We start from the raw sequence: 25,968 nt of genomic DNA, 5'->3' as shown, positions 1-25,968 counted from the left end.
AGACCTGAAGGATCTGTCGTCAGCAGATGTGCTTTATCACGAAGAGTTTCTAGGAAACTCGTAGGGGTCAGCTAAGTCAAATTCAAAATCATAAATATGTCTCAAACCCTTATAGTGCAGGAATTGTAAGGTTTTTAATTTTTGATTTTAAAGGTTTTGAACTCCTATGAGTCCTACGGACTCTCCGTGAAAATATGCTGATAGCACATAGCAGACAGCAGATAGCTGTATTACTGAAAGTGATATATAGATTGTACATTAGAATTTATAAGGAAGTGATTAAAAATGAATGATTTAGCAGAGGTTAACTTACGATCAGGCCAGGGTAAAGTAGCTCAGTATAGAGAGGGTAAATTAGCTGTTCCGGCTGTACCAGGGGCAGGTAAGACTTTTACTCTAGCTTATTTGGCTGCTGATTTAATTGCCCACAATCAAGTTCAGTCTGGTAAGATTTTAATTGTTACTTATATGAATTCGGCAGTTTCTAATTTCAAGTCACGGATTGATGACTTTTTAGAGGCTAGAGGTTTAACTCCTAGACAAGGATATGAGGTTAAAACTCTCCATTCTTTAGCTATGAGTATTTTGAAAGAGCGTCCTGATTATTTGTTAATCAATGAAGAGTTTCAGGTAGTTGATGAAGGAAGGCAGTGGGATCTAATTGAGGGGTTGGCCCAAGAATGGTTAAGGAAGAATAAGAATAAATGGCAAAAAATAATAGATTGTCGCCGTAATACTAAATGGTTTTCTATAGCAGCTGATATCTGGCAAGATAAAGACTTTATTAAATTTATTAAGTCAATGATTAAGCATTTTAAAATGAAGGGGTTGACTAGAGAGCAGGCAGCTAAGTTACAGCAGCAAGTAGATAGTGATTCCTATTTAGCTTGGGCTTTAGAAATATTTGTTGAGTATAATTTAGAACTATCACGTAATGGTTGGTTAGATTTTAATGACTTAATCATTAATGCTTGGAAGTTATTAGAAGAAGATGAAGAGCTTTGTCAACGATTACAGGAGAAATGGAGTTATGTTTTTGAAGATGAGGCTCAAGACTCTAATCCAGTTCAGGAGAGAGTTCTTTATTTATTGGCTGGTGAGAATGGGAATTTAGTTCGAGTAGGAGATTCTAATCAATCAATTATGGGTACCTTTACTTCAGCTGATCCAGAGAATTTTAGATCATTCTGTGATAGAGTGAAGCAGCAGTCAATTCTATATTCTAGTCGAAGTGCTCAACCAATTATTGATTTAGCTAATTACTTAGTTGAGTGGTCTAGAAACAGTCATCCAGAACAGCCTTGTCAAGATGCTTTAGCCTTACAGAAGATTAAGCCAGTCAGTCAAGATGATTCCCATCCCAATCCTCAAGTAGAAGGTTATCCTATTTTTACAGAAGAGTTTGCTACTCAAGAAGAAGAGATAACAGCTATAGCTAAAGAGGCAAAAGAGTATATTAATGATCATCCTGAAGAGACAGTAGCTATCATTGCTCCTAGTGGATATTACTGTAGTGATATGTTAGATGTATTAAGAGATTTAGAGGTGCCTTGTCAAGGAGTAGGTGGAATTAATCAAGCTTATCAAGAGACAATTGAATCTTTGAAGTTGGCTATTAAGTATCTAGCTCAACCTCATCAGACTGAGAGATTAATTGACTTATTGAATAATTATTTTCTGGTTGAGTTTAGTTCTGTAGAGCAAAAGTTAGTTGCTCAACTCTTGACTGATCGTTCTTTACAAGAGATACTATATCATCCTAGTGGTGAACTTCCTATAGTAGAGTTTCCTGATGAATTAGCAGGTAGTAAAAAGTTATTAACAGTTTTTAGGGAGGTAGTAGAAAAGGTTCAACATTGGTTAAAAGCAAGTCTTAGTCTACCTCCAGATGAGTTAGTCTTATTTTTAGCTGAAGAACTAGGATTAGAAGAAGATGCTTTAGCTTTGGCCCAAGGTATGGCTTTACAGATTAAAGATCATTTGCAGAATCATCCTAGTTGGAAGTTGGCAGATGTAGTAGAGAATTTAGATGATTTAAACCAATCCTTTGAGACTGTAGCCAAGAAGTTAGATGGTGTAAGAGGCTTTGAAGCTAAGCCAGGAGTAGTAACTGTCTTAACTGCTCATAAGTCTAAGGGGCTAGAGTGGGATGCAGTCTTTATAACAGCAATTGTAGCTGAATCTTATCCTGCTACTCTGAGTGATAGTTTCAAAGGTGAGTCTTGGTATTTAGATGATGATAAATCCAATCCAGTAGCTTTAGCTCAGGCCCAGTTGGCCCGAGAACTTGAGGGGGATGTAGTTATTGATCCTGTTTTAGAGTCTAAAATAGAAGTAATTAAAGAAAGGTTAAGGTTGTTATATGTAGCTATTACTCGTGCTAAGCGTAGTTTATTCTTAAGTGGATATCGAGAACGAAAAAAGAGAAATGGAGATTTAAAAGAAGTTGGTGTTAGTAGAACATTTAAGGTATTATCACGATATATAAAGTCAGAAGGAAGAAGTCAGTAAGTAAGGGTTTAATATATTAAACCTTTACTTTTTCATAGCTTGTAAACTAAAGAACAGTGATTATCGAAAGGGGTAAGATAATGTTAAGAAATTCTCTATCAGAATTATACTTTAGTGCGTCAGCATTAAAAACATATGAAACCTGTAAATTAAAATTTAGGAGACGATACATAGATGGCCTTTTTTGGCCTAGTGATTGGGTACAAGACCAAGAAGATAAGCTGGTATATAAAACAGGCCAGCAATTTCATACCTTAGCTGAGCGATATTATAGACATGGTCAGATTGTTGATCCTAAGGATTTATTGTCAGATCAATTGACTACTTGGTTAGAGAGATTAACTAATTTTAAAGCTTATCAAGAAGAAGGTCAATTTCTACCTGAACAGGAGTTGCGGATGAATAATGACCAATTAAAGTTATTAGCTAAATATGATCTATTATATATTAGTCCTGAAGGACAAGCTATAATCTATGATTGGAAGACTAATGAACATCAACTACAACGAGATTATTGGGAAGATAGTCTTCAGACTTTAGTTTATAGATATCTATTAGCCAAAGTAGGAGGTAAATATGCTCCTCAAGATAGTTGGCAGCCAGAAGAGATTACCCTAATTTATTGGAATCCTCGGTATCCGAATCAAGGCTTAAAGTTATATTATGATCAAGCCCAATTTAGACGTGATGGAGAGAGACTAGATAAGTTAATTAGTGAGATTAAGGATCGAGCCTATGATGAGTTTTTTAGTGTTGATAATAAAAGTTGCCATTATTGTGAGTATCGTCCTATCTGTCATGGTAAGGAAGCATTAAAAGTAGATTTAGAAGAGGACGATCTAGACTTAGATGTAAGTTTAGATGAGATAGATGAAATTCAATTCTAATATATAATTGACAATTGAGAATTGAAAATTGATAGTTAAAATCAGAAATAGTTAGAATTTTTATTGAAAATAATTTTTTGATTTTAAAAAGGTCTTAGGTTAAATAAAAAAACAAGGCGATCCTTTATTTAAAATAGTAGTTAATATATGAATTGAAAGTGTTGGATATAATTTAGTGCTTTTTAACAGTAAGAAGCATATCTTGTTTTTCTACAAAATCTTTTGGTAACTTTTATATTTTGATAAAAGTTACTCGGAAAAAGGCTGACAAGCCGTTCCGAAATAGCTTTTGAATTTTAACTGTCAACTGTACACTATAAAACGGCGGTGGTAAATATGAAGGTAGAAGTTAATTATCAAGCAAATATAGATCTTCCTAGGTGGTTAGTAAATGAATTAGATGGAGATAAGTTATTAGCTAAACTATTGTTTCGACGAGGAGTTGATACACCAGAGAAGTTAGAAGAGTATTTATATCCTGAATCATATCAACCAACTAGTTCTGAAGAATTTCCAGAGTTAGATCAGGTAGTAGATTTATTGTTAGAAATAGTAGCTGCAGATAAAAAAATCTGTGTCTATGGCGATTATGATGTTGATGGAGCCACTTCGACAACTATTTTAGTAAAAATGTTAGAAACAATTGGAGCTGATGTTAGCTACCATATCCCTGATCGCTTTATTGAAGGCTATGGTATGGATCAAGATGTTGTACAAGAGTTAGCTAACCAGGGAGTAGATTTGATATTAACCTGTGATTGTGGAATTTCTAATCATCAAGAGGTTGAGTTAGCTAAAGAGCTAGGTATGAAAGTAGTTATAACAGATCACCATCAGTTACCAGAGCAATTGCCGCAGGCTGACTTTATACTATCTCCCAAGTTGTTACCTACAGATCATAAAGCTTATTATCTGCCTGGAGCAGGAATGGCTTATCTGTTGGCCCAGGCTATTTTAGAGCAGACAGAAAAAGGTGAATTAGCTAAAGAACTACTTGATTTTGCTGCTTTAGCTATAGTAGCTGATGTAGTACCTTTATTAGGAGAGAATCGTTACCTATTACAAAAAGGATTAGACTCATTAGCTACTACTAATTGGGTAGGTATTCAGGAGTTATGTCAGATCTGTAGTATTGAAACCTTTAATTTATCAGAAGAAGAGATTGGTTTTCAATTAGCGCCTAGAATCAATGCTACAGGTCGAATTGATTCTGCTAAAAAAGCAGTAGAGTTACTTCTTAGCTCTAGTCAAAAGGAAGCAAAGAAGTTGGCTCGGCAGTTAGATGAGATAAATAATCAACGTAAGAAAATAAGTGATCAGATGGAAGAAGAGGCTCTATCTCTACTAGATGATCCTACTGGTCCAATAATCCTATATCAAGCTGACTGGCATCAAGGGATATTAGGTATTGGAGCAGGAAGATTGACAGAACAGTATAAAGTCCCAATTTTATTAATGACATTAAAAGATGATGGTCAGACAGTTACTGGATCGGCTCGTTCAATTACTGGGCTACATATTAATCAAGCTTTAAAAGAATGTAAAGATTTATTAATTAGTTTTGGTGGCCATGCTGGTGCAGCAGGCTTTTCTTTAGCTTTAGAGGATTTATCAGATTTTAAATCAAAACTCAAGCAGGTGTTGGCCCGTAAGTTAAAAGACTTAGGAAACGTTAGAGAGATAGAAGTAGATGACAAACTTACTTTAGAGCAGACTAGTTTAGAGTTATATGAAGATATTAGGGATTTAGCCCCTTTTGGAGAAGAGAATCCTACTCCTGTATTTTATTCTACTGCCGTAGAGATTATTTCTTCTCGCTCTTTTAGTGGAGGAAAACATTTAAATTTAACTCTTGATGATGGAACTGACCGTCGTTCTGCTGTCTGGTGGAGGGCTGAACCAGAGAAGTTAGGTTCTAAAGTGGATCTAGTCTATTCTTTAGGAATTAATAATTGGCGTGGAAATAGAGAATTGCAACTAGTAATAGAAGAGGTTATCAATCATACAGGCCAGTTGGAGAAGAGAAAGATAAATTATGAATTAGAGGACTGGCGTAATTGGCGTCAGTTAGGGGATTCACTACCTGATTTTAAAGATCCAATCTATTATTATGAAGGAATTAAGGATTTATCATATCAGAACTTAATCAATCGCTATCAAGCAGAAAATAAAGAGACTTTAGTCTTATTGACTTGCCCACCTGAGTTAAGAATTATACAGGATTTAGTTCAAAAAGTAGAACCTAAGAAGCTAGTATTAGCCTATTCAGAAGAGGATTTAGAGTCAGGAACTGATTTTATCAACAAGCTAGCTGGTTTAATTAAGAATGTAATCAATTCTAAGCGAGGTAAGACTGATATTTATACTTTAGCAGCTTTGACTGCTCAAAAAGAGTCAACAGTTGCACTAGGACTAAAGTATCTACAACAACAGGGATTAGTAGAGTTAGAATTTATTAATCCAGTTAATTTATTAGTTAAACCTGGTGTAGATAAAGTAAGGAGAAGTCAAGTTCAAGACAAATTAAAGACTCTATTAGGTGAAACTAAAGCTTTTAGAAGGTATATGTTACAGAGAGACTTATCAGAGATTGATAAATTATTATTTGGAAAATGAGTATATCGTGTCACTTCTCATGTAAGGTAACAGGAATGATTTTTCCTTGTAAAATAAGATCAGCCGAAGCACAGATTGTTTAGTTATTATTAAAGGTGGTGTAATTTTTCTATGTTTTGAATTTGGGAGAAATAATGTTTGAACGAAACGGTTATAGAGCATAAATACTTAATAAAAAAGTTTCTAATTTTTTTAGTATGGTATAGTGTTTTAGTTTGAATAACCTTGAGTAGTGCTAAGTGAGTTTTATTTCTCCTAAAAATTTTTAATTACTTTTGTTTTTGGACAAAAGTAATTCGGAAACAGGCTGATAAGCCGTTCCGAAATAGCCTTTGAATCTAAAGTTTTATTGAAACTTTTTATAAAAAGTTGAAACATTATCATGAATATCCTTCCTATCTTGGGATATAATAGAGAGTAACAGATAGGGAGGAGGAAGTTATGGAAGATATAGTAGAAAAAACTATTAATGATTATAAAGATTATGTTAACCCTAGTTTAGCTCGTTTATTTAAGTTGATGGGGTTAGATACTTTAGAGTGGGAAGCAGAAGGTTGTACTGTCAAAGATGTTGAAGGTAGAGAATATATTGATTGTCTAGGTGGCTATGGAACTTTTTCTTTAGGGCATAAGCCTGAGAAGGTAGTTGAAGCAGTTAAGGAACAATTAGAGCAGATGCCTTTATCTAGCAAAGTTTTATTTAGTCAACCTTTAGCTCAGTTGTCTCAGAAGTTGGCCCAGGTTACTCCTGGTGATTTACAGTACTCTTTTATCTGTAATAGTGGGACAGAAGCAGTGGAAGGAGCATTAAAGTTAGCAAGACTGGCTACCGATCGAAGTCAAGTTATAGCTACTGAGAATTCTTTTCATGGTAAATCATTAGGTTCTTTAAGTGCTACAGGAAGAGAAGTATTTAAAGCCCCCTTTAAGCCATTATTACCAGAAGTGGATCATGTTCCTTTTGGAGAAATCAAACCTTTATTAGATCAAGTTAGTCATGATACTGCAGCAGTTATTTTAGAGCCTATTCAAGGTGAAGGTGGGGTTATTGTACCACCTAAAGACTACCTTCAGACAGTAAGAGAGATTTGTGATAGTTATGGTTGTTTATTAATTTTAGATGAGGTTCAGACAGGATTAGGTAGAACTGGTGAACTATTTGCATGCCAACACTATGATATTACTCCAGATATTATGACGTTAGCTAAAGCCTTAGGTGGTGGAGTAATGCCAGTTGGAGCTTTTGTAGCTACCTCTGAAGTCTGGTCAACTTTAGCTGATAATCCTTTTTTACATACCTCAACTTTTGGTGGTAATCCACTAGCATGTCAAGCTGCTATAGCTGCTATTGAGAAGATAGAAGAAGAAGAATTATCAGAAGAAGCTAGTAGATTAGGTGAGTATTTATTAGAGGAGTTAAGTAGATTAAAAGGTAGTTATTCAGAGATTATTAGTGAAGTAAGAGGTCAAGGATTAATGATAGGTTTAGAATTGAGAGATGAAGGTTATAGTGGGATGTTAATCTCTGAACTTATTGAGCAAGGTATTTTAGTTTCTTATACTTTAAATCAACAACAGGTTGTTAGATTAGAGCCACCATTAGTTATTAATCAAGTAAAGTTAGATTTAGTAGTAGACAAGATAGAAAAAGCTTTACAAAAAGTAGTTGATTTGGCTAGCTAAGGAGGGGTAAGATGCCTAAAGTAGTAGAGGAGATCATAGTCAAAGGAAATATAGAACAGGCTTATCAATTAGCTAAAGATATGGAGTCTTATCCAGAGTTTATGGAAGATGTTATTAGTGTTAAAGTTTTGGAAAGAGAAGAAAATTCAACAATAACTAGTTGGAAAACTGAGGTAGATGGACGCCAGATTAGTTGGCGAGAAAAGGATTTATTTAATGACGATGAATATCAGATAATTTATCAGCAGTTAGATGGAGATTTAAAAAAGTTTGATGGAGAATGGAGTTTAGAGACTACTAAGCAAGGAGTAAAAATCACTTTAATAGTCGATTTTGAATTTGGAGTTGCAATGTTGGCCCCATTATTAAATCCTATTTTGAAAAAGAAAGTAAGGTTAAATAGTAAGAATATGTTAGAAGCTATAAAAGAAAAAGTAGAAGAAAAAGAAATGCTTTCTTCTTGACAAATAAATAACTCTATAATATAATACTTGTATAAACAAGTTAAACTTATACAGATAAGTTCTATAATTTGATAATTAAAAGTTAGTGCTTTCTTGACAAGTGATTAAAACTATAATATAATTACATGTGTAAACAGGTTAGTTTTAGATTAAAAATTTAATAATGTGATTAAGAAGAGGATATATAACTTTAATATAATCTTACAAGAACTTCCTTTACTTAATACAGGATAAATAATTTCTATGTTTATTTATATCATAGAAATGTGATCTTCTGTATCTAGTTAAGGGAGTTCTTTTTTTATTTTCTAATTGTAACCGGTTTAAATCAGTATATTTAATATAACTTTTATATGTAACCGATTTAAATAACTAATAAGTTCTACTTTTGTAACCGGTTACAAAAATTGTAGTAGTATATAAAAGAAGATAACAGTTGAAAATGGGTATAAAGCAAATATAAAATCTATTAAATAATTTATAAGGAGGTCTAGAATGAACTTAGCAACAGTAAAAAAAGAATTGAAAAGGAATAAGTTAGAGATAATTATGATTTTACCCCTAGTTGCTTACATTATTGGCTTTACATTAACTCCTGTTTTAAAGTCGATTATGTTAGGCTTTCAGGATCCTAATACTGGTCAATTTACTTTAGCAAATTATAATTATTTATTTAGTCAGAGTGGTTTTGTTTCAGCTTTTTTTAATACAATGGGTATTACTTTGATTGGCTTAACCTTAGAAATGAGTGTAGGTTTAACTTTAGCTTTAATTTTAAATAAGGCATTTAGAGGTAAGGGATTCTTTAGATCTATATTTTTAATCCCTATGGGAATTCCAACTATTGTTTCTGGTGTAGTAATGTCCTATATCTTCAGTAGTACAGGTTACTTAAATGAGTTATTAATGCGTTTAGGATTAATAGAAATTCCAATTGATTGGGCCAGTGGTGGATTAAAGAGTATTTTTATTATAGCAATGGCAGATACATGGAAAGTAACTCCTTTAATTACATTACTTTTATTAGCAGGATTACAATCAATTCCAAAGCAGGTTTATGAAGCAGCAAATATTGATGGAGCATCAACATGGCAGACTTTTAGAAAAATCACTTTACCCTTGCTTAAACCTTCTATTACAATGGCTTTAATCTTAAGAGCAATTGATGCTTTTAGGATCTTTGAATTACCTTTAGTATTAACAGGACAGACGACGCCAGTTTTGGCTACCTATGCCTATCAAGAATATAATATGTATAATAATATAAATGCATCAGGAGCAGCTTCTACTATATTATTAGTTATTATTTTGGTTTTCGTAATTAGTTATTTAAAGATTGCTAGTGATGAAGGAGGAATTAGATAATGAAGACTCCTAATGATTTATCTGGTAGAATGGTCAATGTATTATATAAGCCCGCTCTTATATTAGCAACTCTATTTATGATATTCCCAGTTTATTTAATAGTTAAAGTTTCAGTTAGTAGTCCTCAGGAGGTTTTTACTCAACATCCAACTTTTTGGATTCATAATTTTACTTGGGAGCATTGGATAAATGTAATAAAGTCTGGTAGACTATGGCAACCATTATCTAAAAGTTTTATAGTGGCTACAGGTACTGCTATAATCTCTATGTTAATTGCTGCTCCAGGAGCATATGTAATCTCTAGAATGGATAAGAAAGTAAAGTATATTACAATTGTTTCACTCTTTTTTACTAGAATGTTTCCTGCAGTAGGTATTGCTTTACCTGTTTCAGTTAAGTTTATCGAATTGGGATTGTTGGATACTAATTTAGGTCTAATATTGGCCCATTTAATAAAGGTATTGCCTTTTTTAGCTTGGATTTTAGTAGGAACATTTGAAACTATTCCTCGAGATTTAGAAAAGGCAGCATCAGTAGATGGAGCTACTAAGATACAGACTTTATTAAAAGTAGTCTTTCCAATTGCATTACCTGGAATTGCAGTAGGTACAATGTTTGCTTGGTTACAGTCTTGGAATGAATTTACTTATGCTTTATATATGACTTTATCTAATAAGACTCTACCATTACAAGTCTTCTATTATGTAAATAGAGGAGGAGTATTTGCTACAGCAGCTTATGCAACTATTTTAACTATACCAGTAGCTATAATTACTTTCTTCTTACAGAAATATATGAGATCTGGTTATTTATCTGGTGCTATTAAAGGATAAAAGACTATTAATTTTAGATGATAAGACAAATAAGATTATAAGAATATATGTCTTTAATATTTTATAAATTTAAGGAGGTTGTCAAATGTTGAATAATCTAAAGAAGGTTTTCCCAGTACTATTAGTAACACTCTTGTTAGGAACACTGGTAGTAGGTTGTGCAGGAGGCGGAAAAGATCAAGCTAAAGATGACAAGAAAACATTAAATGTTGTAATGTCTATAGGGGAGTCAGAGTGGAAAGTAATTAAAGAAGATATTCTTCCTGCCTTTGAAAAGAAACATAATGTTAATGTAGAGCCTTATCAGATTGAGGCTGGTAATGTAGTTAAGAAGTTACAGTCATTAAAGACAGCTGGTAAGATGAATCTTGACGTAATTGCTCAAGATAATATGACATTAGCTCCTTTAGTTGATAAGGGATTAGTAGAGGATTTATCAGAATATAGAGATATAATTCCAAAAGAAGTGATTGACGCTTTAGTCCCAGTAGGAGAATTTGGTGATAAGTTATACTTTATGCCATATAGACCTAATGTAGAGATTGCTTTTTATAATCAGAAGAAGTTTAACAAGTATGGAATTCAACCGCCAGAAACTTGGGATGAATTATTGAATGTTGCTAAGACACTAAAAGAAAAAGAAGGTATTGGACGAGTATTAGGAATTAAGGCTGGGTTGGCTTCTGATACAACTGTTCATTTATTTGACTATATTAGAGCAGCTGGCGGAGACCCATTAGTTCTAAATGATGCAGGTAGTGTTAAAGCCTTTAAATTCCTAAATAAATTAAAACCTTATCTATCTCCTGACTTTAAACGGGCAACTTGGGATACAACTAATAAGTTCTTAGCTACTGAATCAATGTATCTAGGACAGAACTGGCCATTTGCCGTTAATGTAGTTGTTGAAAAAGGTGGTAAGAAAGAGATTAAAGCATATCATGGTTGGAAAGGGCCAAAGAAAGAATCACATGTATTAGGAGGAGATGTATTAGGTATTCCAAAAGGAGCTCCTAATAAAGAGTTAGCTGTTAAATTTATTAAGTATCTAATGTCTAAAGATGTACAAGAGACATTAGTAAGTGAATTAGCATGGCCTTCTTCAAGAACTGATGCTTATGCTCAAGTATCAGAAGAGAAAAAACCTTACTTTGAAGCAGTGAAGGAAGCTATGAAATATGCTGAACCACGACCTAATGTCTCTTACTGGGCTACTGTAGATAGAGCTTTAAATAGTGCCTTCAAAGAGATTGTATTAAACGGTGCTCCAGTTAAAGAAACTTTAGATAAGTATCATAACGTAATTCAAAAAGCTAAAGAAGAGGCTAAATAATTTGGAATAATATAGTAAGCCAGGTGTTTAAACACCTGGCTTCTAAACTACTATATAAGATTAATAAATAAGGGGGATTAAAATGAAAGAAACTATTTATCCTTATGATGAATGGAAGATTAAAGAAGAAGAATTTGATATAGAGACTAATTATCGTGATGAAACTATCTTTGCTTTAGGTAATGGATACATAGGCATGCGAGGAAACTTTGAAGAAGGATATGACGGGCCAACTGGCACCTCACTACAAGGAACTTATCTAAATGGTTTTTATGAGTCAGAACCAATTATTTATCCTGAGGGAGCTTATGGGTATGCAGAAAATAGCCAGACAATGTTAAATGTAACAGATAGTAAGGTTATAAAGCTATATCTTGAAGATGAAGAATTTAGTATGTTTGAAGGAGAGTTATTAGATTATCAACGAACTTTAGATATGAAAGAAGGAGTTTTAATTAGAGAATTAATCTGGCAGTCGCCAGCAGGAAGAGAAGTAGAGATTAAGATTAAAAGAATAGTCTCTCTAACTAATAAACACTTAGCTGCTATTAATTATGAAGTAACTCCACTTAACTTTTCTGGGGAAGTTACTTTAGTATCTGCTTTAGATGGGGCAGTTACTAATCAAGAGGCTGAAGATGATCCTCGTGTAGGTTCTGCCTTTCAAGGTCAAGTTTTAAATACACTAGATAAAGAGCAAAATGAAGCCTTTGCAGCGTTAACTCAAAAAACTACTAATACTGAATTTGAATTAGTCTGTGGAATGGAGAATCAATTACAGACAGATAATAATTTCAAATTAGAGACTGATCAGCCAGAACAGAAGGTAAGGGCCAACTACATAATAGAAGCTAAAGAGGAAGAAACAATTAGTTTGACTAAATATATTACTTATTATACTTCTCGAGACTATCCGGCAGATAGATTACTATCTAATGCCAAAGATACATTAAAGACTGCTAAAGAAGAAGGATTTAATAAATTGTTAATAGATCAAAAAGAATACTTAGCAGAGTTTTGGCAGCAGGCACAGGTTGAAATTAAAGGAGATAAAGCTTTACAACAAGGAATTAGATTTAATGAATATCATCTACTTCAATCTGTAGGTCGAGATGGTAAGACTAATATAGCTGCTAAAGGAGTTACTGGAGAAGGTTATGAAGGACATTATTTCTGGGATACAGAAATTTATAGTTTCCCTTTCTTCTTATATACTAAACCAGAGATTAGTAAAAAGCTATTAGAATATAGATATAATATTTTAGATGATGCTCGCCAGAGAGCAAGAATAATGTCTCATGAACAAGGAGCTCTCTTCCCTTGGCGAACAATTGCTGGTGAAGAATGTTCTGCCTACTATCCAGCTGGTACAGCCCAGTATCATATTAATGCAGATGTTATTTATTCATTAAAAAGATATATGGAAGCAACAGATGATATAGAGTTTATGTTAGATAAGGGAGCAGAGATGTTGTTTGAGACAGCTAGATTATGGGCTGACTTAGGAGATTATATCTCAAGTAAGGACAGTCAATTCTGTATTAATGATGTAACAGGCCCCGATGAATATACAGCTATTGTTAATAATAATTGTTATACTAACTATATGGCCCAGATGAACTTAGAATATGCTTCTAATATAGCAGAGTGGATGAAAGAAGAGTATCCAAGTAGTTATCAAGAATTACAAGATAAGATTGAGTTAGAGGAAACAGAAGTTACAGATTGGAAAGAAGCAGCAGATAAGATGTATATTCCTTATGATGAAGACAAACAGATCCATGCTCAAGATGATAGCTTTTTAGATAAGGCAGTCTGGGATTTTGAAGCTACTCCAGAAGAGAATTATCCGTTATTATTAAATTATCATCCTTTAGTAATCTATAGATATCAAGTTTTAAAGCAAGCTGATACAGTTCTAACCTCTTTCTTATTAGGAGATAAATTTGATTTAGAACAGAAGAAGAGAGATTTTGATTATTATGAACCGCTTACGACTCATGACTCTTCTTTATCAAGTTGTATCTATGGTATTATGGCTGCAGAAGTTGGCTATCATGAGAAGGCTTATAATTTCTTTATGGAGACAGCAAGGATGGACTTAGATAATTATCATGATAACTCTCAACATGGAGTTCATACAGCAGCTATGGCTGGAACTTGGATGGGAGTAGTTAATGGTTTTGCTGGTATGAGAATCTATGAAGGAGAGTTAAACTTTAATCCTTATCTACCAGAGAAATGGGATAGTTATAAGTTTAATGTCAACTTTAAAGGACGACGCTTAGAAGTCGAAGTTACTCCAGGTCAGGTAACTTATAAGTTAGCAAGTGGAGAAGAGTTAGAGTTTTGTCACCAAGATGAAGTAGTTAACTTAGCTCAAGACCAAGAAACAAGTTATAATCTGAACTAAAATATATTCTTATAGGTGATATAGATGGGTGATAGATTAGATGGTAAGATTGCATTAGTTACTGGTGGTTCACGAGGGTTAGGGCGCAGAATCTGCCAGGCTTTGGCTCAAGAAGGAGCTAAAGTAGTTGTTAATTATGCTCATAGTGTAGATGATGCTCAAAAGACTGTTGATTTAATCAAAGATAAAGGTGGAGAAGCTACAGCAATTAGAGCTGATATTACTGATCAGGATGAGATAGATAAATTAGTCTCTAAAGTGAAAGAAGTATATGATGATAGAGTAGATATTCTAGTCAATAATGCTACTGGGCCACAGCCACAGGCCTCGCTTGAAGAGATGACTTGGGAGATGTATATGGATCAGATTAAGTTCTTTGTTAAAGCTCCTTTATTGTTAGTCAAAGCTGTATTGCCTGGGATGAAAGAAAAAGGTGCAGGACAGATTATTAATATTGGGAGTGATGTAGTTCAGTCTGGTGAAACTAATTTTTCTAATTATGTTACTGCTAAGTCGGCTATGATAGGGATGACTCGCTCTTGGGCCAATGAATTAGGGCCAGAGGGAATTAGAGTCAATTTAGTTTCACCAGGATTTACGCCAGTAGAAAGGCATGCTGATACATCCCAAGATAGTATTGAAAGATATAAAGAGCAGGTACCTTTAGGTCGAATGGGGCAACCAGAAGATATAGCAAATGCTGTTCTCTTCTTAGCCTCAGATGAATCGAGTTATATAAATGGTCAAGAACTAACAGTCAATGGTGGTAAAAGTTTTGGAGTATAAAGGAATAGTGTGGGTGTGAGTGATGTGTCACTTTCGTGCTACAGCTGTTAGCAAATGGGTTCTATTACGAAAGGTCTTGATTTCTAAACCTGAAGGATGTGCTATCAGCCATCAGCAGATTTTCACGGAGAGTCCGCAGGACTCATAGGGGTTCAAAAACTTAAATCTCAAGGAACAAAGTTTTACAACTCCTATGTTTTAAGGAGCTAAGACGTGTCTATGGTTTTGATTTTGAACTGGCTCAAGACCCATAGCACATAGCTGATAGCTATGGTACGAAGTGCCACTTTATATCAATTACACTTTACTTTTATAATTAACATTAGTTAGTCAGGTTATTTTCCAACAACTTATAAACTTATAAAAAATAAGGAGTGCTGCTTTTGGATTACTTAACAGTTAAAGAAGATGATATTTTTATAGTTAGTGACCAACTAGGTAATATTGCTCTAGATAATGACCAAGGTTATGGCTTATATACTGCTGATACCCGTTTTGTAAGTGGATTGGAATTGACTATCAATGATAGAGAACCTATCTTTTTATCAGCAGCAGAAGAAGATAATTATATTAATCAGATTCATCTAGCAAATCAAGAGTTTGAAGCCAATAACCAGTTAGTAGATAAAGAAACAGTTGGGATTAAGCGTAATAGATTTATTAATGACTTATTATATGAAAAGGTTGAGTTAAATAATTATAATAACTTTCCAGTTGAATTAGAATTAAAGTTTAAATTTGCAGCAGACTATAGAGATATTTTAGATATTAGAGACTTTGCTGCCATGGAATATGATAATTCTGTAGAGTTGATAGAGCAAGAAACTGGGTTGAAATTTTCATATCAAGGTTCAGATGATATTGTAAGAAGAACTAAAGTAACTTGCCAACCTGAACCTGTAGAGATAAATAATCAAGAGATAAAGTATAAATTAACTCTATCCCCAAAAGAAAGTAAAGAAGTCTATCTATATATTATTCCTGAGCTTAAAGAAGAGAAAGTAGAAGTAAAAGATTATGACTTAGCTTTAGAAGAACTAAAAGAATCATATAAGAATTGGGAAGCACAAGGAACAGAGATTAAGACAGATAATCAGGAATTTAATCAGCTATTAGAGAGAAGCAATTTAGATTTACGTACTCTAATGGCTGATTTTGGACAAGGAGACTTTCCCGTAGCAGGTATTCCTTGGTATGTCTGTCCTTTTGGACGTGATGGGTTAATTACTGCTCTACAGATGATGCTCTTAAATTCTGAAATTGCTAAGTCAACTTTACGTACTCTAGCCCAGTATCAAGGTCAAGAAGTTGATCCTAGTCGAGATGAAGAACCAGGCAAGATCTTTCATGAACTACGTTTTGGAGAGATGGCTAATGTAGGAGTAACTCCTCATAGCCCTTATTATGGAACAGCAGATGCTACTCCTTTATTCTTGATTTTGGTTGCTAAATATTATCGCTGGACCAATGATTTATCTTTAGTTAAAGAATTGTTACCTGCTATTAAAAAGGCCTTGGACTGGATTGATGAGTATGGTGATAGAGATGGAGATGGTTTTATAGAGTATGAGGCTAGTCCTGAATTAGGTTATGAAGTTCAGGTCTGGAAAGACTCTCAAGATTCTATGCGCCAGCAAGATGGCTCAATAGCCGAGTCACCAATGGCAGTTTCAGAAGTACAAGGTTATGTTTATCGAGCTAAAAATGATTTAGTTTCTATATTAGAGCAGTTAGATGAAATTAAATTAAGTAGACAGTTAGAGAAAGAAACTCAAGAGTTAAAGGATAAATTTGAGTCAAAATTCTGGTTAAATGATAGAGAGTTTTATGCCTTAGCCTTAGATCAGAATAAGGATCAATTAGTTTCTTTAACTTCGGATATTGGACATTGTCTCTGGTCAGGAATTATAGCTGATGATAAAGCCCAGCAAGTAGTAGAAAAGTTAGTAGCTGATGATATGGCTTCTGGTTGGGGAATTAGAACAATGAGTGATAAAGATCAGGGTTACAATCCAATCAGTTATCATAATGGTTCGGTTTGGCCTCATGATAATTCACTTATTGTAGCTGGAATGAAGAATTATGGTTATTCTCAAGCTGCTAATAAGATAATAGAACAGCTTTTAGCTGCTAGTAAAGAATTTGACTATTATAGATTACCAGAGTTATATTGTGGTTTCGACAAAAGTGAGGGGTTAGTTGATTATCCAATTGCTTGCTCTCCTCAGGCTTGGGCAGCTGCTACACCTTATTTATTATTAGAGTCTGTTTTAGGTCTAGAAGTTGATCTGCCTAATAATAAGCTATATTTAGATCCTACTCTACCTAGTGATATGAATACTATTGAGGTTAAAGATTTAACTTTAGGTGATTATCAGTTAGACTTTGAGGTAGTTCAAAAGGGTGAAGAAGTAGAAGTAAATCTATTATCTGATTCTGATTTAGAGGTCGTTGTTAGATAAGGGAGGAATTAAATTGATTAAAGCAATTATTCTAGATTTAGATGGTGTTGTTACTGAAACATCTGAGTATCATTTTCAAGGGTGGAAGCGCTTAGCTGAAGAGGAAGGGATCTCTTTTACTCGTGAAGATAATGAAGATTTAAGAGGTGTTTCTCGTAGTAGGTCTTTAGAGTTATTATTAGGAGATGAGATTGATAATTATACTGAAGAAGAGTTTCAAGAGATGATGGATCGGAAAAATAATTATTATCAGGAGTATTTAACTGATATGTCAGAAGATGATCTATTACCTGGAGCCAGAGAATTATTAGATGAGATTAAAGAACGAGGTTTAAAGGTGGCAATAGCTTCAGCTAGTAGAAATGCTAAGACTGTACTTAAAGGACTAGGTATTACAGATGAATTTGATACTATTTCTGATGGTTATAGTGTAGAGAATGCAAAACCTGCTCCAGACATTTTTCTGCATACAGCTAAAAAGTTAGATGTTAAGCCCGTAGAGTCTGTAGTACTTGAAGATGCTGAATCTGGTATTGCTGCTGCTCTAGCAGCTAATATGGTTGCAGTGGGAGTTGGCCCTCAAGATAGAGTTGGACAGGGAGATTATCGTTATGATAATACAGCTGATGTTGACTTAGCAGAGGTTTTGAAATAAAATCAGAGTATGGGAGTGTAGAAGGTACCTAAGTAGGTGCCTTTTATTATTATATATAGATTAGGAGGAGATTTAATGAAGATCACAATGAAAGAGATTGCTCAAGAAGCAGATGTATCTAAAGCAACTGTTTCTAGAGTGATTAATAATGATAAACATGTTAGGGAAGAGACTAGAAAAAAGGTTATGAAAGTAGTTGAAAAATATAATTATAAACCCCATACTGTAGCCCAAGGATTGGCTAGAAACCTATCCCATACAATTGCTGTCATGGTTCCTAGTCCCCCACGAAATATTACTGATCCTTTCTTTCTAGAGTTCTTACATGGAGTAGGTAATACAGCAGCTGAGTATAATTATAGTATCTCGTTACCAACAGTTAGTGATGATGATGAAGAGAAACTTTATCAGCAAGTAATTGATAATAAGCAGATTGATGGTCTGATTATAACTGATCCTAAGGTAGATGATTCTAGAGTAGATTATTTAAAAGAACAAGGGATTTCATCTGTATTTTTAGGTAGAACCTTAGACCAGCAAGATGTCTGTTGGGTAGATGCAGACAATGTGGGAGGAAGTTATCAAGCTACTGAATATTTAATTGAACAAGGGTATAAAGAGATAGCTTGTATTTCTGGTGGGGCAGATTTTGTAGCTAGTCATACTAGGTTAGAAGGATATAAACAGGCATTATCTGATAATGATATTACTTTTAAATCTCGTCTAGTAGAAGAGGGTAATTATACTAGAGATAGTGGTTATTCAGCAATGAAAAAGTTATTATCTAAAGATGTTTATTTTTCAGCAGTGTTTGCTATTAATGATCCAATGGCTATGGGAGCAATTCAAGCTTTAAAAGAATCAGACATTAAAGTACCAGACGAGTGTGCTGTAATGGGTTTTGATGGTATTGATTTAGGTACTTATATTGAACCACAATTAAGCACTATTCGCCAACCTGTATATCAATTAGGTCGAGAGATAGTTGAAATGTTGATTAAATTGATAAGAGATAAGGAAATTAGGAAAAGCCACAAGGTTCTACCTGTGGAATTACTACTGCGTAACTCTGTGTAATGTAATTTTTATGATTAATACAGAAATGAAGATATTAGGAGGAGTATTGAATAATTAGAGTTATTAAAAATAGTTTACAGAATTTATAAGCTTTAAAGTTTATTAAGAAGTTAATTTAAAATGATAATACTCCTCCAAATACTACTGTTGAGGGGAAGGTAGTATTTAATAGAAATTGATCTTATGTTTGATTCTATTGTTCAAAGCAGAGAACAAATTATTAATTATTTTTATTATTTAAATTCATTAATAGATTAGCACTTTCGCCCATCATGTATTGAGGTAATTTTCCATCCCAATTTTCATTAAATATTTTTTGATTTTCTAGTTCTCTCATTCTAATTTGAAATTGTAAACTTTCTTCCATTAATCTGGCAGCTTTAGCTTTAGCTTTGGCCTTTTCAATTTCTTTTTTATTTAAGAGTCGCTGTGCTTCTAATTTAGCTTCTGCTTCTGCTCTAGTTTGTTCAATTTTTCTTTGATTAGCAATCTTTTGTGCCTCTAATTTTCTTTGTTCCTTAAATTTCTTATTAATAGTTTCTTGGATTTGTGAATCTAAGTATTCTATATCTCCTTTTAACCCTAAAACGGTAATTGTAATTCCTCGCTTTTTAAAATAAGAAATAACTTCATTACGAACTGTTTCAATAATTTGGGCTTTATTTTTAATTATTTTAGACATTTTCATTTTCCCAGCTGTAGAAATAAATACTGATTCTACCATAGCCCTAATTTCTGTATCCATAATTTCACTTAATGGTTTATTATTATATCTGTATAAAAACTTAGCAGCATTTTTCTCATCAATTTGGGCTGAAGCATTAATACCTACCATAAAACTAATACTTTCAGAACTTTCAGCTATAATCCCTTCATTCTTACTTGAAGTTCCAGTTGAAGGGTTTTGAGTCCATTTTCTAGTTACTGGAGACCTATCTACTAAAATTAATTTTGCTGATGGAATCCATTGACCTTGGTTTTCAAACCTTCCTGTTTGGAGCCATCTTTGCGGGACTTCTATTTGTTTAGTAGGCACCTTTTTTTCTTTTAAATACTCTTCAGACATAAATTCTTTTTGAGTTTTTTTATTATTTCCTACCATAGGAATTAAAAAAGCAGTTTGGTGTGGTTTAATAGTTTTTATAATTGGTTCTGGATAAGGTTTTATAAATAAAGAAAAGAATATAAAACTGCCAATGAGTGCAAATCCAGCTAATCCTATAATAGGAGCTAAATAGGATGTTAATTTTTTTCTTGCAGCATAAATAAATCACCTTTCTTAATGTTTTTTAGTTAATTTTTTAAAGTCAGGTAATAAAAGAATGATGGTTAATAGTAATGGGATTAGCCATAAGTAATTACTTAGTCTTCTTACTAATTGGTACTTGACATATCCAGTATTACTGGGTTGCATTTGTTGTAAAGCAAATTTGTTTCTAATTAAGACATCGATTATGCTTTTTTGAGAAAAATAAAATAGCCAGACCAATATAATAGTACTTCGTCTTAACAATTCCAATAATTCTCTCCTTTCTGTAATTAGTTTAAAAATGGAATAATTATGATCTGTAATTATTATTTTCAATATAAATAATCATCTTCCTTCTTAATTATATGATTTAAGCGATGTAAGTAGTTTGCTAAGGGTTTATAATCTGTAAGATATTCTTCTAATTACTAATTCACCTCACTTTTTTCTTTTGGTTATTTTCTTTTCCTAGTTTGCATAAATTGATAATAGATAACTTAAGGATAGAGGTTGGGTTGTAGTTAGGAGAGGATATGTATTATGAAGAATATGATTAATAAGTTTAAGCGAGTTACAGGGAATTTCAGTAATTCTGTAAGTCAGACTATTATTGTTGGTGGGAATGAAATTAGTATTCAATTAGCCGAACATTTGATTCAATTAGGTCAGGATGTAGTAATTATTGAGAAGGAAGGATCTAGAATTAAGCAGATTCAGGAGCGAGTTGATGTTTTAGTATTACAAGGACAAGGTACGGATTTAGAAGTTTTAAGAAAAGCAGGAATTAAAGAGACTGATTTATTAATTGCCATTACAGAAGATGATCAATATAATTTATTAGCTGGTATATATGGTCGGAACTTAGGGGTAGAAGAGGTAATTGTTCAACTTAGAGATGAGAAGTTATATGCTCCAGAGCTACAACTAAAGAATTTAAAATTAAGTTTAGTCTTAAATCCCTTTACTATGACAGTAAATAGAATTAGAGATTTAATTAAACCAGGCGTTGGTTCAGAACTGAATAAATTGTTAGGAAACAAGGTACAGGTATCTAAATTTCGTGTTTCTCATCAAGGAGACTTTGCCTATCAGACAGTTGCTGAACTCGATTTACCAGATGATTCACTGATATTGACTGTATTACGCCAAGGAAGGGCTTTAATTCCTCATGGAAGTGATAAATTATACCCTGGTGATATTTTATTTATTATCTCTAAACAGAGCTTTAAAGGCAAGTTAGGACAACTAATTAGTTATAGTACTGCTACTAAAAATAAGATAGTATTAGTAGGTGGAGGAGAGATAAATTACCAGTTAGCTAAACTATGTGCTCGTAGTTCAATAGTTACTTTAATTGAATCAGATAAAGAGAAATGTGAAAGATTAGCTGAAGAACTAACAAATGTTTTAGTTTTACATGGACAGGGGACAAACTTGGATTTATTAAAAGAAGAAGGAGTAGCTAAAGCAGATGTTTTTATAGCTGGTACTGGTAATGATGATGCCAATATATTACTAGCTAATTTAGCCAAAAGATTAGGGGTTAAATCGTCAATTGCTGTTGTATCAGATATAAGTTATAGTTACTTAGTTGATACATTAAGTTTAGACCAAATTATCAGCCCTTCTTTATTAGCAATTGATACAATTTTAGATTATTTGCATCAAGGACAAGTTGACGATAATACTGTATTTGCTGGTCAAGTTAAATTTATAAAGATTAAAAATAGAGTTAGAAGCAAAATTAAAGATTTAAGTCTACCTAATGATCTATTAGTTGGTTTAGTCTATAGGAATAATAAAGTCTTGATTCCTGATGGAAGTACTAAATTAGAGCGAGGAGATAAGGTTCTTCTCTTTTCTCTGCTGACTAAATATGATATAGAAAGATACTTTAGTTAAAAGTAATTATAAATTATATCTGGTAGGAGGAAGTGATATGCGATTAAAAGTAGTATTTAGTATGTTAGGGACTCTATTAGTCTTTGTAGGAGCTAGTATGTTATTACCTATTTTAGTCTCTTTATATTATCAAGAAGTGGATGGAGTAGCTTTTATTGTTGCTATGGGATTTACTATTAGTTGTGGACAGATCTTAAGAAGGCTTGCTATTAACCAACAAGGTATTAGACATAGAGAAGGTTTTGCTATAGTAACTTTAGGTTGGTTTACTATCTCTGCTATTGGAGCGTTACCTTTGCTGTTGGCTGGTACTTTTGATAATTTTGTTGATGCCTTTTTTGAAAGTGTCAGTGGTTTTACCACTACTGGAGCTACTGTTATTATGTCCTTAGAGAGTTTATCTCATACTATCCTATTCTGGCGTAGTCTAATGCATTGGTTAGGTGGAATGGGTATTATAGTAATGTCAATTGTTATTTTACCTGAATTGGCTGGATCAATGCAGTTATTCAAGGCTGAAGTACCAGGGCCAGTTCATGAACGATTAAAACCTAGAATTAGAGAGACTGCTAAGACGATCTGGGTTGTTTATATAGTTTTAACCTGTTTACAGATGGTGATTCTTTATTTTAATGATATTCCTTTATTTGATGCTGTTATTCACTCTTTTGGTACAATTTCTACTGGAGGTTTTTCTTCGCGAACTTTAAGTGTTAGAGCTTATGATAATGTAATAATTGATGGGATTATGTCCTTATTTATGTTTTTGGCCGGCATTAACCTAACTTTACATTATCAATTGTTAAAAGGAAATTTTAAATCTTTATTAAAGGATAAAGAATTTAAGTTTTATGCTTTAATAGTGGTTACATCTATTGTTCTAATTGCTATTAATTTACGTTTTCAAGTCTATAATCAGTTTAGTGAAGCACTAAGATATGCAGCTTTTCAGGTAACATCTATTATTAGCACAGCTGGTTTTGCTACTGTTGATTATGATATCTGGCCTCCTTTTTCCAGAGGAATTTTATTGATTTTGATGTTTATTGGTGGTTGTGCTGGTTCTACTGCTGGTGGAATTAAAGTGATTAGAATCTATGCTTTGATGAAGAAAGGCTTTCATGAGTTACATAAATTAATACATCCTCGTGCTGTTACATCACTTAAGATAGGTAATCGAGCCATTTCTGAAGAGGTATCGACTAGTATTTTAGGATTTTTCTTTCTGTATATTATCGTTTTTGTGATTTCTACTATTACTCTTACTTCTTTTGGGATTGATTTAATCAGTTCTATTTCTGCTGTAGCAGCTACCTTAGGTAATATAGGTCCTGGATTAGGGTTGATTGGCCCTTTAAATACCTATGTACCTTTACCGGTGACAGGTAAATTACTACTTAGTTTCTGTATGATCTTAGGAAGATTAGAGATATATACAGTACTAGTTTTTCTATTATCTGGATTTTGGAGGAAATAGTTTGTTGCTAATTTAGTTTTAGTTGATATAATAATAAAGGGAGGAAATAATAATGGCAGCTAAGATTTTAGTAGTAGATGACGATCAGCATATATGTAAATTAATCAATATTTATCTTAAAAAAGAGGATTATCAAGTAGTAACAGCTACTGATGGTCAAGAAGCACTGGAAAAATATCATGAAACTAATCCTCAGTTAGTAGTTCTAGATATTATGTTACCAGAAGTTGATGGCTGGCAGGTATGCCAGGAGATACGAAAAGATTCTAATATTCCGATTTTAATGTTGACTGCTAAAGGAGAGAAGGAAGATAAATTAAAAGGGTTAGAAATTGGAGCAGATGATTATGTGACTAAACCCTTTGATCCAGATGAGTTAGTAGCTCGAGTAAAGGTTATTCTTAGGCGAACCAAAATTAGTCAAGAAGAGGAGATTCTTACCTTTCCTAATCTAAAAGTAGATCATCAAAAGCGTAAGGCTAAATTAAAAGGTCAGTTATTAGAGTTGGCCCCTAAAGAGTATGATTTACTTTATTTTTTAGTTAGTAATGAGGAACAAGTCTTTAGTAGAGAGCAGTTATTAGATCAAGTTTGGGGGTTTGATTTTGTAGGTGATATTAGAACTGTAGATAGTCATATTAAACGTTTACGTAATAAAATAGATAATCAAGTTAAAGATTATAAGTACTTCCATACTATTTGGGGAGTGGGGTATAAATTTGCAGTTAAAAAGCAGACTTAATACTATTTCCAGTAAATTATTAGTTAGATTTGTAGTTATTATATTAGTTACACTTTTTATATTAGGTATAGCTCTTGCTTATCTTTTTCAGGATTATTATTATGATAATAAAGAACAAAAATTTATTCAACAAGGTAAGAAGATAGCTAATTTAGTACAAAGCTCCCTTTATAAAGGAAATTATCAGCAGACTGTATCTTTTTTAAAAGATTCACGTCGTTTCTTTGAGGGGGAGGTCTGGGTAGTAAACTCGAAGGGATTAGTACTAGCTACAACTCAAGGGCAGAAATTTCAGAGTTTGCGTTTGAATAATGAAGAGATAAAGCATGTTTTTAGAGGGAAGATTATTAGTAAACGTAGTTTCTCACGTTATTTTGAAGAACCTATGTTATTTACTGCTGTACCAATTATTTTTCAAAACAAGGTAATTGGGGCAGTCTTTGTTTATTCCCCTTTAGCTGGTTTATTAGCTACTTTAAGTGATTTAGCCTGGTTATTACTTTATGCAGCTTTGATAGCAATTATATTAGCTTTTATTATTAGTTATACTCTCTCTAAAAGATTTTCCCGGCCTTTAAAGAGAATGAAGGAGATTGCTGTTAGTATGGCCCATGGTAATTTTTCTGAACGAGTTGAAATCAATACTGATGATGAGATAGGCCAATTAGCTTCCTCTTTTAATTATTTAGCTGATAAACTAGAAGATACCATTGCTTCTTTACAGGAAAAAGAACAGTTGCAGCGAAGATTTGTAGCAGATGTTTCTCATGAGTTACGTACTCCATTGACTTCTATTCAAGGTTTTGTTAAGGCTTTACGAGATGGAGTTTATGAATCCAAAGAAGATCAACAAGAATATTACTTAATTATTTTTAATGAGGTTAAACGGCTGATTAGATTAGTTAATGATTTATTAGATCTGTCTCGGATTGAGTTAGGACAGATTAAGATGGAACAGAAACCACTAGATTTAGAATCAATAATCTCAGGGGTAGTTAAAAATTTTGAACCTAATTTAAAAGAGAAAGAGTTGAATATTGACCTTGAGTTAGATCAACCTCCATTGGTTATGGCTGATCAGGATCGAATTGAACAGGTATTAGTTAATTTAATTGGTAATGCAGTTAGTTTTACTCCTTCAGGAGGAGAAATTAGAATCTATTCACAAGAAGATGAAGATCAAGTACAGGTTTTTATAGAAGATAATGGTCCTGGGATTCCTGAAGCTGAATCAGATGAGATATGGAATAGATTTCATAAAGTAGATAAGGCTAGAACTACAACTAGTGGAGGAACTGGATTAGGGTTATCAATTGTTAAAGAAATTATTGATAAGCATAATGGTCAAATCTGGGTAGAGAGTAAAGAGGGGGTTGGTTCTACTTTTGTGTTTACTCTTTCTAGAGTAAAAAAATAAATTAATATTCAATTCGTCATACTTTCGTAAAAAATTAAAGTTATAATAGTTAATGTAGTTGATAGCAGGAATTATTTTATTTTTATGAATTAATTA

18 protein-coding genes are annotated in these 25,968 nt (G+C 33.1%); 17 read left to right on the top strand and 1 reads right to left on the bottom strand.

Going from position 1 to position 25,968, the window contains the following annotated elements; genetic code table 11:
* Positions 1–285: 285 nt before the first annotated feature.
* The 13 genes from ACYQ39_RS02590 to ACYQ39_RS02530 all read left to right on the top strand — a co-directional run bounded on the left by ACYQ39_RS02590 (position 286) and on the right by ACYQ39_RS02530 (position 19,085).
* A complete protein-coding gene (locus ACYQ39_RS02590) occupies positions 286–2,511 on the top strand; it encodes an ATP-dependent helicase (protein ID WP_459840317.1) in 2,226 nt (741 codons plus the stop codon).
* A gap of 80 nt (positions 2,512–2,591) precedes the next feature.
* Positions 2,592–3,398 carry a PD-(D/E)XK nuclease family protein gene (locus ACYQ39_RS02585; RefSeq protein ID WP_459840316.1) on the top strand — a complete coding sequence of 269 codons (807 nt, stop codon included), beginning with the start codon at positions 2,592–2,594 and terminating at the stop codon, positions 3,396–3,398.
* 336 nt (positions 3,399–3,734) lie between these two features.
* Complete coding sequence (gene recJ / locus ACYQ39_RS02580; RefSeq protein ID WP_459840315.1) at positions 3,735–6,014, top strand: single-stranded-DNA-specific exonuclease RecJ; 2,280 nt, start codon at positions 3,735–3,737, stop codon at positions 6,012–6,014.
* 441 nt (positions 6,015–6,455) lie between these two features.
* The gene (locus ACYQ39_RS02575; RefSeq protein WP_459840314.1) at positions 6,456–7,697 is read left to right on the top strand and encodes an aminotransferase class III-fold pyridoxal phosphate-dependent enzyme; all 1,242 of its coding nucleotides are present in this window, start codon (positions 6,456–6,458) and stop codon (positions 7,695–7,697) included.
* A gap of 11 nt (positions 7,698–7,708) precedes the next feature.
* Complete coding sequence (locus ACYQ39_RS02570) at positions 7,709–8,161, top strand: type II toxin-antitoxin system RatA family toxin (RefSeq protein WP_459840313.1); 453 nt, start codon at positions 7,709–7,711, stop codon at positions 8,159–8,161.
* A gap of 495 nt (positions 8,162–8,656) precedes the next feature.
* A complete protein-coding gene (locus tag ACYQ39_RS02565) occupies positions 8,657–9,526 on the top strand; it encodes a carbohydrate ABC transporter permease (RefSeq protein WP_459840312.1) in 870 nt (289 codons plus the stop codon).
* Positions 9,526–10,359 carry a carbohydrate ABC transporter permease gene (locus ACYQ39_RS02560; RefSeq protein ID WP_459840311.1) on the top strand — a complete coding sequence of 278 codons (834 nt, stop codon included), beginning with the start codon at positions 9,526–9,528 and terminating at the stop codon, positions 10,357–10,359. The genes ACYQ39_RS02565 and ACYQ39_RS02560 overlap by 1 nt, the downstream gene beginning before the upstream one ends.
* An 85-nt stretch (positions 10,360–10,444) precedes the next feature.
* Entirely contained in the window at positions 10,445–11,692 is a 1,248-nt protein-coding gene (locus ACYQ39_RS02555) for an ABC transporter substrate-binding protein (RefSeq protein ID WP_459840310.1), read from the top strand.
* A gap of 82 nt (positions 11,693–11,774) precedes the next feature.
* Positions 11,775–14,105, top strand: a complete 2,331-nt coding sequence (locus ACYQ39_RS02550; protein WP_459840309.1) for a glycoside hydrolase family 65 protein — start codon at positions 11,775–11,777, stop codon at positions 14,103–14,105.
* A gap of 24 nt (positions 14,106–14,129) precedes the next feature.
* Complete coding sequence (locus ACYQ39_RS02545; protein WP_459840308.1) at positions 14,130–14,891, top strand: SDR family NAD(P)-dependent oxidoreductase; 762 nt, start codon at positions 14,130–14,132, stop codon at positions 14,889–14,891.
* Between the two features lie 383 nt (positions 14,892–15,274).
* On the top strand, positions 15,275–17,353 hold the full coding sequence (locus ACYQ39_RS02540; protein WP_459840307.1) for an amylo-alpha-1,6-glucosidase: 2,079 nt from the start codon (positions 15,275–15,277) through the stop codon (positions 17,351–17,353).
* 13 nt (positions 17,354–17,366) lie between these two features.
* Complete coding sequence (pgmB, locus tag ACYQ39_RS02535; RefSeq protein WP_459840306.1) at positions 17,367–18,008, top strand: beta-phosphoglucomutase; 642 nt, start codon at positions 17,367–17,369, stop codon at positions 18,006–18,008.
* Positions 18,009–18,083: 75 nt separating this feature from the next.
* Positions 18,084–19,085 carry a LacI family DNA-binding transcriptional regulator gene (locus ACYQ39_RS02530; RefSeq protein ID WP_459840305.1) on the top strand — a complete coding sequence of 334 codons (1,002 nt, stop codon included), beginning with the start codon at positions 18,084–18,086 and terminating at the stop codon, positions 19,083–19,085.
* Between the two features lie 220 nt (positions 19,086–19,305).
* On the opposite strand, the gene ACYQ39_RS02525 is transcribed toward ACYQ39_RS02530, so the two are convergent.
* Positions 19,306–20,187 (bottom strand): SPFH domain-containing protein, encoded by an 882-nt coding sequence (locus ACYQ39_RS02525; protein ID WP_459840304.1) that lies wholly within the window; start codon positions 20,185–20,187, stop codon positions 19,306–19,308.
* Positions 20,188–20,874: 687 nt separating this feature from the next.
* On the opposite strand from ACYQ39_RS02525, the gene trkA reads away from it, so the two are divergent.
* The 4 genes from trkA to ACYQ39_RS02505 are packed head-to-tail and all read left to right on the top strand — an operon-like array spanning position 20,875 to position 25,872.
* On the top strand, positions 20,875–22,236 hold the full coding sequence (trkA, locus tag ACYQ39_RS02520; RefSeq protein ID WP_459840303.1) for a Trk system potassium transporter TrkA: 1,362 nt from the start codon (positions 20,875–20,877) through the stop codon (positions 22,234–22,236).
* 37 nt (positions 22,237–22,273) lie between these two features.
* Positions 22,274–23,713, top strand: a complete 1,440-nt coding sequence (locus ACYQ39_RS02515) for a TrkH family potassium uptake protein (protein WP_459840302.1) — start codon at positions 22,274–22,276, stop codon at positions 23,711–23,713.
* A gap of 52 nt (positions 23,714–23,765) precedes the next feature.
* Positions 23,766–24,455, top strand: coding sequence for a response regulator transcription factor (locus ACYQ39_RS02510; RefSeq protein ID WP_459840301.1), 690 nt, complete (start codon positions 23,766–23,768; stop codon positions 24,453–24,455).
* Positions 24,433–25,872: a sensor histidine kinase gene (locus tag ACYQ39_RS02505; RefSeq protein WP_459840300.1), complete on the top strand. Its 1,440-nt coding sequence runs from the start codon at positions 24,433–24,435 to the stop codon at positions 25,870–25,872. The genes ACYQ39_RS02510 and ACYQ39_RS02505 overlap by 23 nt, the downstream gene beginning before the upstream one ends.
* Positions 25,873–25,968 lie beyond the last annotated feature (96 nt).

It is taken from the genome of Halanaerocella petrolearia (assembly GCF_054657875.1).
The sequence above is the reverse complement of the archived record's forward strand: the minus strand, read 5'-3'. Positions and strand labels throughout refer to the sequence as shown.

What these genes read in the sequence shown, in the direction of transcription:
- ACYQ39_RS02590 (WP_459840317.1), top strand. Translation starts at nt 286, where the DNA reads ATGAATGATTTAGCAGAGGTTAACTTACGATCAGGCCAGGGTAAAGTA.
- ACYQ39_RS02585 (WP_459840316.1), top strand. Translation starts at nt 2,592, where the DNA reads ATGTTAAGAAATTCTCTATCAGAATTATACTTTAGTGCGTCAGCATTA.
- recJ (WP_459840315.1), top strand. Translation starts at nt 3,735, where the DNA reads ATGAAGGTAGAAGTTAATTATCAAGCAAATATAGATCTTCCTAGGTGG.
- ACYQ39_RS02575 (WP_459840314.1), top strand. Translation starts at nt 6,456, where the DNA reads ATGGAAGATATAGTAGAAAAAACTATTAATGATTATAAAGATTATGTT.
- ACYQ39_RS02570 (WP_459840313.1), top strand. Translation starts at nt 7,709, where the DNA reads ATGCCTAAAGTAGTAGAGGAGATCATAGTCAAAGGAAATATAGAACAG.
- ACYQ39_RS02565 (WP_459840312.1), top strand. Translation starts at nt 8,657, where the DNA reads ATGAACTTAGCAACAGTAAAAAAAGAATTGAAAAGGAATAAGTTAGAG.
- ACYQ39_RS02560 (WP_459840311.1), top strand. Translation starts at nt 9,526, where the DNA reads ATGAAGACTCCTAATGATTTATCTGGTAGAATGGTCAATGTATTATAT.
- ACYQ39_RS02555 (WP_459840310.1), top strand. Translation starts at nt 10,445, where the DNA reads ATGTTGAATAATCTAAAGAAGGTTTTCCCAGTACTATTAGTAACACTC.
- ACYQ39_RS02550 (WP_459840309.1), top strand. Translation starts at nt 11,775, where the DNA reads ATGAAAGAAACTATTTATCCTTATGATGAATGGAAGATTAAAGAAGAA.
- ACYQ39_RS02545 (WP_459840308.1), top strand. Translation starts at nt 14,130, where the DNA reads ATGGGTGATAGATTAGATGGTAAGATTGCATTAGTTACTGGTGGTTCA.
- ACYQ39_RS02530 (WP_459840305.1), top strand. Translation starts at nt 18,084, where the DNA reads ATGAAGATCACAATGAAAGAGATTGCTCAAGAAGCAGATGTATCTAAA.
- ACYQ39_RS02525 (WP_459840304.1), bottom strand. Translation starts at nt 20,187, where the DNA reads ATGGTAGGAAATAATAAAAAAACTCAAAAAGAATTTATGTCTGAAGAG.
- trkA (WP_459840303.1), top strand. Translation starts at nt 20,875, where the DNA reads ATGAAGAATATGATTAATAAGTTTAAGCGAGTTACAGGGAATTTCAGT.
- ACYQ39_RS02515 (WP_459840302.1), top strand. Translation starts at nt 22,274, where the DNA reads ATGCGATTAAAAGTAGTATTTAGTATGTTAGGGACTCTATTAGTCTTT.
- ACYQ39_RS02510 (WP_459840301.1), top strand. Translation starts at nt 23,766, where the DNA reads ATGGCAGCTAAGATTTTAGTAGTAGATGACGATCAGCATATATGTAAA.